Raw genomic sequence first — 14,643 nt, 5'->3', positions numbered from 1 at the left:
CAGAAGGCGGTAATCAGCCCGCCGACCACTGTCGTCAGAACCAAAGTCCCAGCAATGATTGCCAGCATGGATGTCGACCCTTCAACCGCGGGCACGCCGCGCCCGACCCGAACCTTGGCTTCTGCCGTATGTTCCCTCGCGTCGGGCGTTCTGGGGAGGAACAATCAACTTACATCATGGTTCGGATGCCCTGTTGGGGGATGGCTGAAGCGGAGAACATTCATGAGTGAATATTCGGCGGCGGCTCCGAGCAGCCGCGACGACCACAAGCCGCGGGGCATCACCCGCTGGCTGTTTTCGACAACATGATCTGAGGGTTCACGTGCTGAGCTCCGGCGATGCCTTCGATCTTGCGATGCGACGTCCGGCAGGGGGTCCGGGAGCCTCGCCGCGTCAAAGCTGATGCGGTGGCGCGACGACAGCAAGGAAGACACGGCCTCCGCCGCCCCCCTCGCGAAGTCGTCGAGGTGACAGACTCGTCGCGTGGGCAAACAGCCTCGTCCCAACGGGCACCAGCGCTCGATCATGCTCGGCCAACGAAGAAAAGGGGTGCCGCTTCAAGACGCAGAATGCGCGTGTCGTTGAAATGCAATCGGAGGTGAAGAAGATCATGGGCCGCGGCCGGCTGCGACGAGCAATCGAGGATCGCTTCAGTTCGGCGGCCGGAGCTCTCTTGGGATTCATCATCGATCCTGATTGGGTCTTCCCTTAGCATTTTGACTGCCTCGTCCTTGCTGAGGCCGCAGTTGTGCGCAAAGTAGGTCGCTTCAATCGCCTTTTCACGATCCGCCGTGGATTCTGTGTGCTGTTTGGGTTTTTTGCCCATCATTCTCTACCTTGCATGCCACCGAACCGTCACAGTGCTGTGTTGTTCCCATGACATCGGTTCTGCTGACCTGCCGAGGCGCGGTTGCCTGATGTGCTCGACAAACGATATCCGCAACGCGCGAATGTCGTGACTTCAATGGTTTGACAGCAAAAGAGCCCGCGCCGTGGGAGGGGCCGGCGCGGGCGATCGGGTGACCGATCCTGCAGCGCGGGTCGACCGCTGCACGCCCCGAACTGTGCTTGCGGGAATTTGTTCCAGGTGCATTGCTCCGCGTCGGCGTCGCGGGTTTATGCAGGGGATGCGCTTGGCATTTCGCTTCGGACCCCGTCCAGACCTTGGATCTGTCTCTGCAAATGTGAGTGAACGTTCACTGTAAGTAGGTGGTCACGCGTGAGTGAATGGCGAACGCGAGCGGGTGATCTGATGCTATCGCATCGTTTCCACCTGCAGTCGTATGCAGAGCCTTAGCAGTTTTTAGCCGCATTCCTGACCTCGATGAACAGGGTCGAGAAGGTGCAGTCCATCACCGAAGATGTAGTCCGTGCAGATTCGGAATGTCGCCGGTCACGAAGAATGATGTGATCTGCCGCTTACCCTCGCCGGTGTGCTTGGTGGAGCCGACCAGGCCGTCGATAAGGACAAACGAATGCGAGGGCCGGTCGCCTCATGGACAAGGTCATGATTGGCCTGGAATTCCTTCTCCTGGATCGGGATGCCTTTCAGGACCGCCAGATCGGTCTCCCGGAGCTCAGAGATTTTCTGCAGCTTGCGAAGACACGTATCCAGGTCTGCCCTTTTGTCCCCAACCTCACCCCCGGACTCGGGAGGGCGTCGCAACCGGAGCGTGGCAGCAAAGGAATCCGGCGGATACCTGCCTCGGAACAGATCATCGACGATCCTGTTGGGGCAGGAAACCGAAATCATTCCAAATGTGAAGGCAGGACAACAGACGAAGGGAAACCGAAGATGTCGAAGTCTTCCGACCGCACCGTGCCGGGCGAAGGCAAGATCGAAACCGGCCCGAAAACATCTCCGCAACAGGATCCGGTGGAGGGATCTCGCGAGACAATCGATCGCGAACTCGAGCGGACAGATGACGAATATAGTTCCGACGAGGCGGAACGCTCGCGCCGAGACGTGCAAAAAAAGGTGGCGGAAGAGACCGAGCTGCCGGAACGCGGCTCGGCATAAGGATTGCCGGCACGTGCCAGGCAGAGACATGGAAGGTTCCATCCGAGGCCGTATCGCTGCTTTTTCGTGCTGCCTTCAACGCACCACACAAACCCGTGCGCGGTGCGCGGCGGTGATCCCAAGACGGCCAGGCTATCTTCGATGCCAAAGCTTGATTGTCGAGACCAACCACCCATGGCGTGGTCGCCTGGCGACGCGGCCTATCGCCGATCACACCTCGCCAGCGATCTCGGCAACTCTGTCAGGCTGCGCCGGCCCCTAGCTGCGAGCGGGCGAAGTCGCGGGCTGCGGAAGTGCCTCTGGGAAAGCCGCTGCGATCGCCATAGTCGCGCGGCCTGTTCCCGCTGCGAGCGTGGCGCGCGGACACGCCCTTCGCACCGATGATGCCGAGCAATGTGATGCCGGCGACCATGGCACGCGCGAGGCCCACATTGTCGCTTGGGACTGTCATGCCGATAGGCTGTCAACAATGTCGCGATGTCCAGCCCTCGCCAGCGACCCGGCTCCACAGCCCGGCCTGCTTGTCCACTGAAAGTGAGAGTATGCCGCTGCTTATTTCCCGCGCCCCAAAAGCACGGAGCAGATCTTCCTTGCCGCTCATGCCGAGGCACCGGCAATCCGCTCGGCGCCGACCAGATCGACGACACCCAGCGCGATGCTGAACCAGGCTCGTCATCCGGCTGTTCATGCCACATCACCTGGGGAAGTCGCTCTTGTCGGTCTGTTGGGCGCAGGTCGGGCAGGCGTGAAAACGGCTATGGCGCAGCTTAGGTGGGCCAAGGTCAACGAGCCTCGTCATTGCCTTCTCGCGAGGGCCACCAACGGCGGTGCTCGGCGCGTCTGCGAGGGTCGCGCACCTCAACTCGACGACATTAACCCGGACGCGCATGCTGATCCGACTGGAGCAGGGCGAGGGACCTTGCGACCGCGACGCCATGCTCTCGACGCATCGTTTGGAACTGCTGCGGCTGAAATCCTGAGCCCGCCACCGGCCGACTGTAGCGCGAAACGGCTGCCAAACGAGCGATGTCCGGGCCTTCAAGGCCTCTTCTATTCCGGCCAAGCCGGCCCGGAGCCCGCATTCAGTCACATCCCTTGGACTTGGGTGCAGAGTTGCTGCATCGAGGCCATTTGAGCAGCCGAGTTTGCGCCCGAACCCGTGTTGGTGCTGGCAGTCTTATCACCAGCTGTGTCCGAGGATCCCGACGTGCCGGTGGTCGTACCCGAGCCGATACTGTTGCTAGCCGTGGTGTTGCTGCCGGTCGAACCCGAGGATCCCGACGTGCCGGTGGTTGTACCCGAACCAGTGCTGTTCCTAGCCGTGCTGTTACTGCCGGTCGAACCCGAGCTGCCTGATGTGCCGGTCGTTGTGCCAGAGCCAGTGCCGTTACTGGCCGTCATTCTCGAGCAGTCGGAGCGAACCTGTGCCTGCTGTTCAGAGCTCAGCGAAGACCAGTTCCGGCGGATCTCATCCTGCGACAGAAGTCTTCCCGAATTGGCGTCGCTGAAGAATGAGCCGGAGAGCTTGCTGTCCCAACCGCTCGGGATACCGCTTTGGCCGGAGCCGGACGTAGAACTCATACCCGAACCGGCCGATGAGCCGGACGTTCCGTTTGTGCCGCTGGATGTTCCCGACGACTGTGCGAAGGCCGCGGTGGCGAGACAGAGAGAGATTGCTGTTGCTGTCAAAATCTTACGTTTCATGTGAGTCTCCATTAGTGGGCGGCGCCCTTGTGGCGTCGCCCCCTAATCCAGAGGAAAGGCACTTGTTCCTGTATAGAGCGGAATTCAATGTCATGATCCTTGTGCACCAGTCCTGGGTCTCAAATGCGATGCCGGGGCGCTTCAACCACCAGCGAACCGCAGGCAAGGGCAAGACGCCCGCGATCGTGATCGCTGGGAATGGTATCGCTTTTGCCAAGGAGAAGAAGGTGGTGGTGAGTGACGCTGCGGACCTGTGCTCTACCAAGCACTCCGCCAAGAAGCCGGTGCCAGAGCTGGACTGCAGTTCGACTGGAACGGCCAAATTGCCGGCCGGTGCAACGCCGGAAAAACCACACCTCGGATAAACACCAATCCGTGGATGGAAAAAGACTTTCAGTGAAACGCGCGCTGGCGACGCTGCCTCTCGGGGAACATTGTCGCCTGGAAACACTTCGCACTGTCACATCAGTTCAACGTTCCCCTTTGGAACTGGCCCGCTGCCGAAAGGTGGCGGGCAGTTTAGCATCAGCTTGACGGCTTGATCGCCCACCACCTTTAGCGCCGGCCCAGCCCGGCCGGTTTTTTGTACATTAGCGGAACCTGAAAACTTGGCGGCTGGTTCTCAATCGACGTCGAGCCCCCTTCGCTTCTGGTCGAGGGCCGTAACCCTCGGCCGGGCGCGCATCGCTCCGCCAGTGGTGCGGGCCCACCTCGCTCTTCAAAGTTACAGTGGCTTTTGCGTTGGGTCGGCAGCCGTAGGCTTTGTCAACAAGGCAATTTTTCGCCGCAGCGCCGTCATATGCCTTTCGACCAGGCGCACGTGCTCGGCGTCGACGGTCACCATGGCCGGAGACTGGTGGTCGCCTTGTGGCTGACGGTCACCTTGTCGCCGTCGATGCGCGTGATCGGGCCGATCAATTCCATATGCTGCCAATCCAGCCTTCGAAGCCGAATCGACACAACCGAATGCGGGAAGTAGTCGTAAGAGGGGATCGTCACGCTTGATGGGATCGGGCGTCACCCGGCCGCGCACAGTCGCCGTGACGGCGACCTCGTCGCCAACTTTGAAATTACCTCGAGCCATGTCCAAGAGACAGGAGCAGCCGGCGATGGGGTCAAAATGAGCGGAACCTAATATGCGCGGGCGCCTTATCTGCTCATGAGCACGCGCGGCGCAGACTTTCTGCACAAGTGGATTTCGAACATGTCCCTAACACGGTCGGGACTGATACAACCTCTGTTGCCGAGCTGACCCAAGAGCTCTTCGCCGATGCTAAAGCGCTCGGCATCAAAACCACTGAGATCGAGGAAGACGTGGGCAGCGCCTACGAAGCGATCCTAAACGCGGTGTTCCGCCGTAACGGTCACTTGGCAAACTGATCATGTCCGATCTAGGCCGGACGCCTTCGCAAGCGCAGATCGCAGTTGGCGCCACCATGGGGTGATTGCTGGGCACCACGGCAAGAAGCATTGTTGTTAGTCGCTTCCTCAAACGGCTCTACTGACATCCCAGATGTGAGGTTTGTTCCCGCTCATGTCTCGGTCTTTGCAAGGGTACACGTAGGGTCGGAGAGCGAAAGCGCTCTGCGTCCTGCAACCAAGAGGTACGCCGCGCTCTTTGCAGCACGTGTCGAGCGTCGTCGGCGCATATGTTCATGTGTGCTCACGGAAAGCGCGCCCAGACAGACCGACCGGGCAAGGGTGGGTGCGAGGAACGCGGAAGGGAGGCGGAGCCTTGCACTCAAGAAAGACCTGCGGCACATCTCAGCAGCCAGCGATATCAAGCTCGAGCAGCATCCAATGATTGCCAGTCGGGTGCCATTAAGTACCAAATCGCGGTCGCAGTATAGCTCCAGGCCTGTGAGCTCACCGCCGCAGCAATTGTCACCAGCAGGATTAGCACCATCGTCTCGCACGTGGTTTCGGTGGCGTCGTACATTACATTGGCGGGAGTGTGAACAGACCTCAGGAAGCTCACCCTTTCGTAACTTCGCTTGACTAGGAGGAACTGTGGAAGCGTTGTCTATCCCCACCCTAGGAATGATCCTGCTCACGGCCTCGCTGGTGGCCATGATTTCGAGGCGTCTGCGGCTGCCTTACAGTGTCGGCTTGGTTGTCGCCGGCATTGCACTGAGCTTCCTCCCGGGCGTTGCCGAGCTGCCTCTCAGCCGTGATCTGATTTTCACCGTGTTCCTGCCGCCGCTGATCTTCCAGGCTGCCCTGGAGATCGAGTGGCGTCACTTCAGAGTAGATCTGCCGGTGACAGCGCTGCTTGCCTTTCCAGGGGTCGCGATCGCAGCTGCGGCAGTGGCGGTCGGCATGCATCTGCTGCTTGGGTGGAGCTGGATTGGAGCGAGCCTGTTCGGTGTGCTGATCGCCGCCACGGACCCGGTATCAGTGCTGGCGGCCTTCAAGGAAATGAAAGTGCAAGCTCGCCTCCGTCTCCTTGTCGAATCCGAAAGCCTACTCAACGACGGTGCAGCCGCGGTGGGTTTTGCAATTCTCATCTTTGTGGCTGCTGGCGCCAGCGCAACGCCGTTAGCTATAGCGTCGTCATTTGGCTGGACAGTGACGGGTGGGGTGGCCGCAGGCGCGGCTGTGGCAGCGTTAATTCTTCTTATCGCGGGGCGGACTGAAGATTACCTGGTTGAGATCACATTGACAACGATTGCCGCCTACGGCTCTTTTCTTGCCGCTGAAAAGTTCGGCATGTCGGGTGTGCTGGCGACGCTGACTGCCGGCCTGCTGGTCGGAAATGTCGGCTGGAAGGGTGCTATCTCGGCCAATGCACGAAGCCACGTGCTCGCCTTTTGGACCTATTCGGCGTTCCTGGCCAACTCCATTGTGTTCATTCTGATTGGTGGACATGAAGCCCACCAGCCGTTGGGGATCTTTTCCGCAAGCTCCTTTATTGCTGTCGTGCTCGTGCTCCTCGGCCGCGTGCTGGCCATCTATCCACTCTGTGCCCTGCTGAGGGGGACCTCACTCCAGGTCAACGTCAAGTACCAGCACATTCTGGTCTGGGGAGGACTGCGAGGATCGCTTGCACTGGCGTTGGCCCTTGCACTGCCGCAAGGGATACCCGAAAGGGGGGAAATCATCGTCACGGCGTTTGCTGTCGTGGCGTTTTCAATTTTCGTCCAGGGCCTCACTATGCCTTGGCTTATCCGAAGGATGGGGCTGACGATTAGAGACTGAGACTTGGTCGCCCCGCTCCGCCGCCGACCTAGACGCCCGACCAGTCACCGGCTAAGCAGAAGAGGGGATCGTCATGCTGATGCGATCCGGCGTCGCACGGCCACGCACCACCGCCGTGACAGCGCGCCTTCATCGCCACCTTGAAACCCCCACCCATCTCCAAGAGTCTGGAGCGGGTGGGTCCGCGTCAAGCAAGAGCTAGTAAACATCCCGCTTACAGGCGCTCAGAGCGTTCGTTCGGGATGGCATTGGTCGTCATGGCAAGACGATCTAAAACCTTGCGGGATCTTTCGTTGTTCGAAGCGTCGCTTCGATGGTCAAGTGGAGGTCATCCAACTGTGCATCTGCCCGTCGCTGAAATTCCCGCGCGAATTTGATCAGCGAGGCGTCTGGATGCTAAGGGCTCGGCGCGTTCATTTCCGAGCGACCCAGTTGACCAACTTGGGGTCTGGATTCTGCTTTCCGGTAAGTGTGGCGACCAACGACGCGGCGTGATACCGCCATTGGTCTTTCGGGATGTTGTCTTCGACCACCAGTCTCTTGAATGACCGATGTCCACTCAATGAACGCCACCTTCTCGCCTGTCATGGTCTCGATCGACTTCACAGGGGTTCTCAATCCACGCCCGCGCACCTGCGGCGTGCTTATCCAGGCGCATCAGGTTCGGCCTCTATCCGGGGCAGAGCAAATGGTTCGGAGCCGCCTTCAGCGACCCGGTCCACGCTCAGCAGGCTGCGCGCATACTCCTGCTGCGCACGAACAATGGCATCATTCTGCTGCGAGGGAAGAAAGACCGGCAAAGCAAGGCACACACTTTGTGTGGCCAACAGCTTATTCCAGTTCGCGACCAGCGCCTTGAAAGCCCGTCCAACCGCCCTTGGATTGCGGTCGAGGTCATAGAGGCCCAGCGGATTGACCCGTCCGTTGTTCTCCCGAAGCGCACTGTCCCAGTCCACCTGATCCGTCAGTGAGTACCAGGTGAAGCCTACGATGGGAATGCCGTCGTTGCGGATGCGCAGCACGTTGGCCCACTCTTTCCACAACCAATAGACGGCCTCGTCTCCATTAGGGCCTTCGCTGATGTTGGTCTCTGTATGCATGACAGGTAGCCGGTAGCGGTTGAAGTACTGCCGCGTGATCTCGTCGTAGCCAAACACCTCGCCGGACCCGGACGTCGTGCCGTCTTCCCAAACCCGATGTTCGTTGGTCTGGTAATAATCGGTGCCCATCACGCAATGCCGACGCAGATGGTTCTCCAGGAAGAAACTGTATTCTTCGGCCGTCATCCCGTTTTCGAGAAGGTAACGATAGGTGCGCGCGTCGACGTCGTGACCGTAGTTGAGATCAAGCGACAGGAAACGCTCTCTGTTGAACCGCTCCGCCCCTAAGATCGCCTCGGGAGAGTCGGCGTGGAAGTATTCCGAGGATTCGCTCTGAATAAAAATCGCGTCCGGTCGCACCTCGAGGATCGCCCGCATGGCAAGCACGTTTGCCTTCACGATGTGCTTGAGGGCGGTGACGAAGGCGGTGTCGCTGCTCAGTTGCTCGTTCCACCAACCCCAGCGGGCTGAAAAGGTGGCGCAGATGAACATCTCATTTATTGGCGTGAAGAGCTGGATCCACGGATAGCGGATCGCAAAATCCCGGGCATAGTGTTCGAATAGTCTCGGAAAGTCGGGGTTCTGGAAATTACCAACCCAGTCCGGCACGCCAAAATGGCAAAGGTCGACGATCGGGAGAACGTCCTTCGCCTTTAGGTCGGAGAAGGTCTCGTCGGCGAAAGCCCAGTCGTAACGTCTATCAGCTAGCCACGTTTTGTGAATGGGAGGTCCGTAGCGGAGGAAATGGAGCCCGAGGTCCTGGACGAGTTCGAAGTCGGTGCGCCATCGATGGTAGAAGCGACATTTTTCCAGTTCGTCGACCCGCTCCCGCCCTCCTCGAATAGTCGGTGTGCTGTTCTCGATGCCGGTGGCAAACATGAACGTGAACATTGATGGTCCTCAGCCAATGCAGACATGCCTGACTTGCTCAACGTTCAGTGCTCCACGCCGTTCCTGCAAGGTGGTTGAGGGTCGGTGATCCTGGCCTGGCCGAGGCGGTTGTCCACCGTAACCACGCACAGCGTCTTCGGCGAAGCCTTCGCCAAGTCGAGCCTGAAGGAGTTCAGCGACAGCCGGTCGATCGGTGCCAAGCTCGGCTTCAGTGTCAAGTGGTAGTCGGCAGGTTGCAGGCTGATAGGGGCAATGAGCTTGGCGCCGAAGCGAGCCGGGCTGATACGAATAGATCAAGATATGATCCGTAGGAACTGGGGCTGAAGCCTCCTGCTGATGCAACTGCTGCGCTCTGATGGGCTTTGCCATTTCGGTGTTTGCGCAAAAGATGATATGGGGTTCCGGGCGGTGCGACGTCACTCCAGGAGAGCTACCAGGACTGGAGCCTCACATGTCATAGATCGCCTGCGCTGTCTCACAGCAACAAACGCAGCAGAACGGCCAGCGGACAAGGCTGTCGAGCTCAGGCGGATCAGCGATGGGACCTTGGCCGGCAACCTCGTGCTTCCGTGGGCTTCTGCTCGACGCCGGCGCAAGCCTGCAGATCGACGACGGCCCGTCGCTCGACGTGCTTCGCTTCTCGACCTGCGTGCCCGCCGGCTGCATCGTCCAGCTCACCCTCGATGAAGGAACAGTGGCCGCATTGCGGGGAGGAGCGGCGCTGAAGAGCGAGGTCAGGAGCACCGATCAGAAGGAGGCGCTGTGATGGCCGGGATTGCGAGATTTCTAGCGGCTATGATACTGGAACGAAGTCTGCCGCCTGGTTTCTGCGGCTCGGATCGCAATCGACGCCGTAACCGGCAGGCCGGGTATTTAGTCTTCGGACAGAGCGAGTTCGGCGCATCTCTCGATATTCCAATTGGTCTCTCAGGATGCGCCAGGACCATCCTCCCTTCCCAACCGGTGCAATCTATGATCCGCTCCCGCCACAGGAGGATCGCATGGCATTCTCTGTTATCGGGGCTGGGTTCGGCCGCACCGGCACGCACACTCTGAACTTGGCGCTTGAAATGCTCGGGTTTGGGCCGTGCCATCACATGGAGGACGTCAACTCTAACCCCGAGCACCGCGACCTGATCCGCGCGGCCGGGCGCCGCGAGCCGGCGAACTGGGACGTCGTCTATGCCGGTTACAAGTCGGCAGTCGACTGGCCGACGGCCTATTTCTGGCGCGAACTCGCCGAGTATTTCCCCGACGCCAAGCTCATCCTCACCGTTCGCAACCCCGAGGACTGGTACAGGAGCGCACGCGTCACGATCTTCAACACCATGGGCGAGACCGCCGACCCGCAAAGTTTTGGCCGGGCCGTCATAGAGACGAAAATTTTCGGCGGTCGTCTCGACGACGAAACCCATGCTATCGAAGTGCTCGAAGCCCACAACGCCGAAGTGATCTCAGCTTTCCCGCCGTCGCGCCTGCTGGTCTGTAAGGTGGCCGACGGCTGGCCGAACCTGTGCGCCTTTCTCGGCGTGCCGATCCCGGCTGAACCCTTCCCCCACAGCAACACCACTACCGAATTCCGAAACCGCTTCGCCAAATAAGCCCCACACCGAGTTCGACGCCGAAGCCAGGCCAATGCGCGTAGCAGCCTGTCCACGCCGGCTCCGTTGCGTGTAACCAACGGGGGAGCGGGTGCATCAGAAAGGGACGGTGGGCGCTGTTGGGCGCGAAGGTGCCATGCGGCTAGCCGCTCTCGGATGTCCGCTACTGGGCGGCGGCCATGATAAGTGCAATGGCCAACTTGAGGCGCAAAGTCGCCCGACTGCAACAGCGTGCGCGTGTTCGACCATGATGTCAGTGGCACCATAGCGGCGGCGCGGAGAACCTCGCCCCACGTACGCCCAGGCTGGTCGAGGGACGGCTGCAGGATTGCGAGGAGCCGGGTTGCCGATGCGTCGGCAAGCCGGTCCTCAAGGGGTCATTTTTAGGTAGGCACCGGCTTGATCTGACCAGAATGCAACGGCGGCCGAGAGTTAGGCCTGCCAAGGCCACTTCGCGCATTCGTTCCGAACCTGCGTACGACCAAGACCCAGGTCTGCAAGCTGATGGTCTTCGAGCTCGGCCAGCTGTCCACGTTGGCGGTAGAGTTGTATCCAACGCGATACTATCACAATAGGTCCTGTCGCATTGTTGATGATGTGACGAACATGCGTCGGCAACGACGACGGAGGCCTCCGGCCTTCAGTAAGCGGGTGATTGAACATTTCTCATCCTCTCGCTGCATCCATGTTGACGTGTCGCGCTGAAATGCTCCAATCTGCCCACGGGCGCAAAGCATGGTTTCTCGTGCTTGGCCGAATTTTTCTCATGACATGGTAGAAAATTGGCTCGCCGACTGCCATCACTCAACGCCCTCAAGGCCTTCGAGGCCGCGGCTCGCCACGGGAGTTTCACCAGGGCGGCGGACGAACTATCCGTGACGCAGGGCGCGGTGAGCCATCAGGTGAAGGCGCTCGAGCTCGAATTGGGCGTCAGGCTGTTCGATCGCGAACGTCAAAAGCTGAGCATCACGCGAGCCGGCCTCTCCTATCTAGAGGTGGTACGTGATGCCTTCGACCGTATAGCTCTCGGCACGCAACGCATTCAGCATCTATCCAGGGCCGGCGCGTTGACGGTCAGCACGTCGCCCGACTTTGCCTCCAAGTGGTTGGTAAATCGCCTTGGCAGGTTTGCAGAGACGCATCCGGACATCGACCTCAGGGTTTCCGCAACCATGCATCACGTCGACTTCGCAAGAGAGGACGTCGATCTTGCCGTGCGGCATGGCGATGGCAACTGGGCTGGGCATGATGTTGTCCGCCTGTGTTCCGAGCAGCTGTTCGCGGTTTGCAGTCCCAAACTTCATCAGCGGATGCGCGAGCCGTCCGATGTGTTGAAATTTCCGCTGCTGCATCTTGATGACCGGAAGGACTGGTCGGAATGGCTCGAGGCTGCTGGCGTGCGAGATGCCAAACTCTCCCACGGACCGGTCCTGAACCGTGCCAGCATGGTCATAGACGCCGCTGTCGACGGCCAGGGCATCGCACTCGCCCGCACCACGCTTGCGGCTTGGGATCTCATCAACGGGCGCCTCGTCAGACCGTTTGCTACGGCTCTGCGATTGTCCAAGACATACTGGATCGTCTGCCCCCGCGCGATGTCGATGGTCCCTAAAATCATCACATTTCGTGAATGGCTGTTGGCCGAGCCGCTGACGACGTGTCTCGCCTCCAGACGCTCGATCCATAGTGGCACGTTAAACCGCGAACGCACGGCAGTCGCAACCGCTCGACTGCGACGGCGAGGGTCCGGTTATCAGTCTCAAGCAGTGATTCAGACGAAGGCAGATAAAGTTCGGCTGACGCGCACCCGCGGTCGCCGGAATGTCAGCGCTTAGGCATTCGCAAAGTAGAACTCTAGGACCGATTTGAGGGGCAGCGCTGACATTGATCGGGAACAGATAATCCGTAATGCCGCCCGCAGGTGCCGCCTTCGACTAGGTGCTTCCAATCCACGTGACAAGCGCACACCAGGACCACCGCCACTCTCTGAAATGAACTCTATTCCGGCTGCTTCGAACGTTGCTTTAAGCTGAACTATTGTGGACTGTTTCAACGTCTCGCCTCGTTCGAATCGCACAACGGTTTGAGTTGAGACTCCGGCCTCCTTAGCAAGCTCTAAAACCCCCCAGCCCAATGCAGCTCGTGCCCGTTTTGCCGCGGGGAGGAAATAGGACGCGCCTTTAGTGCCGCGATCATGCTGACCCCAAGGGAACTTTCGATCAGTTCGCCCCAGTTTGTCGAAGGGCGCTTAATGTGTCGGGGTCGAGATGTTTTGGTTGACGCTAAAAAAGTTGGTCGGGTCGTATTTGCTTTTCACTTCCGCAAGCCGTCTGTAGTTTTCGCCGAATGAGGCGCGGATAACTTGGTCCGCGGGCTCGCTCTGAAAGTTCAGAAGGTGCATCCCGCTCGAATGCGGCTCGAACGCATCATACATGGCGCGTACCCAGGCAATATGCCTTTCGCTTTCGGCCGGATCCACCCACTGCGCGGTCATTCCTATGTTGTATTCCGCGCCGCGCTGGGCGAAGGCGGATTCAGCGCGACTGATCCTGCCTGGCGCGCCGCCATAGAACTCTACGATGCAGGCCGAAAGAGGCGACTTCATGCGATTTCCATGCTCGACAAGCAGGTCTATGATCGTGTCGGTAAGTTGCGGAACGAAGCTCGCCTTCCAGAAATTGTGGGTGCCGTCCGGGAAAGCGCCGTCAAGCAGCTTCTGCATCGTCGGGAAGGGCATTAGCTGGATGGCATCGAGCATTGGGGGACCGAAAGCTCGCAGCGGCGCCAGCACACGTGCGCCTTCTACCACGTCACCGCACCAGCATGCGATTACGCCGATCGCCGGCATGCCGTCCGGTGTCGTCAGCATGGCCGCGTAGGCAGTCAGTTCCTCCGGTGCCGTGGCCATGAAGTCACGATAGAAGCGCAACACCTCACCGGACTTGTCGCGTGCGTGAACGATCAGGCCGCGAGCACTGAAGATATTTGCTGCGCCCGGAAGGTGAAGCAGGTGACGATGCCGAAATTGCCGCCGCCGCCGCGCAAAGCCCAGAACAGGTCGGGGTGTTCTTCCATGCTGGCCGTCAGCAGGTTGCCCTCCGCTGTCACCAGCTCAAACGAAATCACATTGTCGCAGCTCAGTCCGTACTTGCGCACCAGCCAGCCTACGCCGCCGCCGAGCGTCAGACCGGCAACGCCGGTCTTAGAGACGACGCCGACCGGCACCGCCAACCCATGCAAATGCGTCTCTCGGTCGAGATCGCCAAGCGTCGCGCCGCCCTGAACTCGCACGGTCTGGGTCTTGGGCTCAACCATCACGCCACGCATGGCGGAGAGGTCGATCACGATGCCGTTGTCGCAGAGCGCGCGCCCGGCGACATTGTGACCGCCCCCACGCACCGCGACAAGAAGGTCGTTTTTAGAAGCGAATTTCACTGCGTGGATTACATCAGCGACACCGAGGCAGCGTGCGATCAGTCCAGGGTGTCGATCAATTGCCGCGTTCCAAATACGGCGTGCCTCGTCGTAATCGGCATCAGCGAGCCGGATAAGGCGGCCAGCCAACCCCGAAGCGAACTCATCGATGAGGTCGGCGCCAATCGGCATGCCATTGCGACTTTGAAGCTGCGTCTCTAACATATCCTCCTCCTCAAGCGCGTAAGCTCAAGCCTCGCGGTGAGAAGTAGCATAACACCAGTTGGCGGGCCTGTGACGCCGAAAACACCTTCGATCCGATAAGTGGCGCTCGGTGCGGAATGGCCGCTTTTGCCAACTGGATTCTAGGAAGCTGCCAGTCGGCTCGCGGCCCCATGACAGTCACATCAAGCAACGGAGAGGCGCACGCCACCAGCCGAGCAGCTCGCACACCACGGTATACCTCGACTAACGTAACACCGCCGCCGGTTGCGGCGTAACATCTGGGTGGATCGACTATTTGTGACAGGGTAGCGTCAGGCCTAAACCTTGAGGTGACAGGGCCGCAGAGATAGCGAGCCATCGGGCAAAATCGAAAGGTCGGAAGGGTTGCCGTACGGGTTTACCAAGGCAACGACGCTAGGTCTGTTCGCGGACGGTGGAACAAAAACCGCGCTGTCGAGATTCGGTCGTTGCACTGTTCCCATTGGGTGCT

At 59.8% G+C, this 14,643-nt stretch carries 14 protein-coding genes and 1 pseudogene; 9 read left to right on the top strand and 6 right to left on the bottom strand.

Translation table 11 applies throughout. The features are described from left to right. Nucleotides 1-309: hypothetical protein (locus P3C39_RS32615; protein ID WP_275955060.1), on the top strand; the 309-nt coding region annotated here is incomplete at its 5' end. A gap of 214 nt (nucleotides 310-523) precedes the next feature. Here the strand turns inward: P3C39_RS32615 and P3C39_RS32610 are convergent. After that, nucleotides 524-829, bottom strand: a complete 306-nt coding sequence (locus tag P3C39_RS32610) for a hypothetical protein (protein ID WP_024505434.1) — start codon at nucleotides 827-829, stop codon at nucleotides 524-526. A 666-nt stretch (nucleotides 830-1,495) separates the two neighbouring features. Here P3C39_RS32610 and P3C39_RS32605 point away from each other — a divergent pair. Beyond that, a complete protein-coding gene (locus P3C39_RS32605; protein ID WP_275955059.1) occupies nucleotides 1,496-2,020 on the top strand; it encodes a hypothetical protein in 525 nt (174 codons plus the stop codon). Between the two features lie 241 nt (nucleotides 2,021-2,261). Here the strand turns inward: P3C39_RS32605 and P3C39_RS32600 are convergent, their stop codons facing one another. Continuing rightward, complete coding sequence (locus tag P3C39_RS32600; protein ID WP_245265408.1) at nucleotides 2,262-2,471, bottom strand: hypothetical protein; 210 nt, start codon at nucleotides 2,469-2,471, stop codon at nucleotides 2,262-2,264. A gap of 756 nt (nucleotides 2,472-3,227) precedes the next feature. On the opposite strand from P3C39_RS32600, the gene P3C39_RS32595 reads away from it, so the two are divergent. The 4 genes from P3C39_RS32595 (at nucleotide 3,228) to P3C39_RS32580 (ending at nucleotide 6,922) form a co-directional block, all read left to right on the top strand. Continuing rightward, nucleotides 3,228-3,728 carry a protein TonB gene (locus tag P3C39_RS32595; protein WP_275955058.1) on the top strand — a complete coding sequence of 167 codons (501 nt, stop codon included), beginning with the start codon at nucleotides 3,228-3,230 and terminating at the stop codon, nucleotides 3,726-3,728. A 58-nt stretch (nucleotides 3,729-3,786) separates the two neighbouring features. Further along, nucleotides 3,787-4,089, top strand: a complete 303-nt coding sequence (locus P3C39_RS32590) for a hypothetical protein (protein ID WP_013525269.1) — start codon at nucleotides 3,787-3,789, stop codon at nucleotides 4,087-4,089. 826 nt (nucleotides 4,090-4,915) lie between these two features. Next, a complete protein-coding gene (locus P3C39_RS32585) occupies nucleotides 4,916-5,104 on the top strand; it encodes a hypothetical protein (protein WP_337123932.1) in 189 nt (62 codons plus the stop codon). Between the two features lie 630 nt (nucleotides 5,105-5,734). Then, complete coding sequence (locus P3C39_RS32580; RefSeq protein ID WP_275955057.1) at nucleotides 5,735-6,922, top strand: cation:proton antiporter; 1,188 nt, start codon at nucleotides 5,735-5,737, stop codon at nucleotides 6,920-6,922. Between the two features lie 644 nt (nucleotides 6,923-7,566). Here P3C39_RS32580 and P3C39_RS32575 read toward each other — a convergent pair. After that, nucleotides 7,567-8,913, bottom strand: coding sequence for a family 1 glycosylhydrolase (locus P3C39_RS32575; RefSeq protein WP_013525271.1), 1,347 nt, complete (start codon nucleotides 8,911-8,913; stop codon nucleotides 7,567-7,569). 460 nt (nucleotides 8,914-9,373) lie between these two features. Here P3C39_RS32575 and P3C39_RS32570 point away from each other — a divergent pair, with 460 nt between their 5' ends. The 3 genes from P3C39_RS32570 (at nucleotide 9,374) to P3C39_RS32560 (ending at nucleotide 12,349) form a co-directional block, all read left to right on the top strand. Further along, on the top strand, nucleotides 9,374-9,679 hold the full coding sequence (locus tag P3C39_RS32570; protein WP_081714437.1) for an invasion associated locus B family protein: 306 nt from the start codon (nucleotides 9,374-9,376) through the stop codon (nucleotides 9,677-9,679). A gap of 235 nt (nucleotides 9,680-9,914) precedes the next feature. Beyond that, the gene (locus tag P3C39_RS32565) at nucleotides 9,915-10,514 is read left to right on the top strand and encodes a sulfotransferase family protein (protein WP_013525272.1); all 600 of its coding nucleotides are present in this window, start codon (nucleotides 9,915-9,917) and stop codon (nucleotides 10,512-10,514) included. A 782-nt stretch (nucleotides 10,515-11,296) separates the two neighbouring features. Next, the gene (locus P3C39_RS32560; protein WP_275955056.1) at nucleotides 11,297-12,349 is read left to right on the top strand and encodes a transcriptional regulator GcvA; all 1,053 of its coding nucleotides are present in this window, start codon (nucleotides 11,297-11,299) and stop codon (nucleotides 12,347-12,349) included. 116 nt (nucleotides 12,350-12,465) lie between these two features. Here P3C39_RS32560 and P3C39_RS32555 read toward each other — a convergent pair. The 3 genes and pseudogenes from P3C39_RS32555 to P3C39_RS32545 all read right to left on the bottom strand — a co-directional run. Further along, a pseudogene (locus tag P3C39_RS32555) lies at nucleotides 12,466-12,666 on the bottom strand (helix-turn-helix transcriptional regulator); the annotation flags it as partial. A gap of 96 nt (nucleotides 12,667-12,762) precedes the next feature. Next, nucleotides 12,763-13,443, bottom strand: coding sequence for a BBE domain-containing protein (locus P3C39_RS32550; protein ID WP_275955055.1), 681 nt, complete (start codon nucleotides 13,441-13,443; stop codon nucleotides 12,763-12,765). A 32-nt stretch (nucleotides 13,444-13,475) separates the two neighbouring features. Beyond that, nucleotides 13,476-14,153 (bottom strand): FAD-binding oxidoreductase, encoded by a 678-nt coding sequence (locus tag P3C39_RS32545; RefSeq protein ID WP_275955054.1) that lies wholly within the window; start codon nucleotides 14,151-14,153, stop codon nucleotides 13,476-13,478. Nucleotides 14,154-14,643 lie beyond the last annotated feature (490 nt).

Source organism: Mesorhizobium sp. XAP4 (assembly GCF_029269325.1).
GTDB classification, from domain to species: domain Bacteria; phylum Pseudomonadota; class Alphaproteobacteria; order Rhizobiales; family Rhizobiaceae; genus Mesorhizobium; species Mesorhizobium ciceri.
The sequence above is the reverse complement of the archived record's forward strand: the minus strand, read 5'-3'. Positions and strand labels throughout refer to the sequence as shown.

Excerpts from the sequence above, each read along its gene's own strand:
- P3C39_RS32575 (WP_013525271.1), bottom strand. The coding sequence starts at position 8,913 with ATGTTCACGTTCATGTTTGCCACCGGCATCGAGAACAGCACACCGACT.
- P3C39_RS32545 (WP_275955054.1), bottom strand. The coding sequence starts at position 14,153 with ATGTTAGAGACGCAGCTTCAAAGTCGCAATGGCATGCCGATTGGCGCC.
- P3C39_RS32600 (WP_245265408.1), bottom strand. The coding sequence starts at position 2,471 with ATGACAGTCCCAAGCGACAATGTGGGCCTCGCGCGTGCCATGGTCGCC.
- P3C39_RS32605 (WP_275955059.1), top strand. The coding sequence starts at position 1,496 with ATGGACAAGGTCATGATTGGCCTGGAATTCCTTCTCCTGGATCGGGAT.
- P3C39_RS32565 (WP_013525272.1), top strand. The coding sequence starts at position 9,915 with ATGGCATTCTCTGTTATCGGGGCTGGGTTCGGCCGCACCGGCACGCAC.
- P3C39_RS32610 (WP_024505434.1), bottom strand. The coding sequence starts at position 829 with ATGATGGGCAAAAAACCCAAACAGCACACAGAATCCACGGCGGATCGT.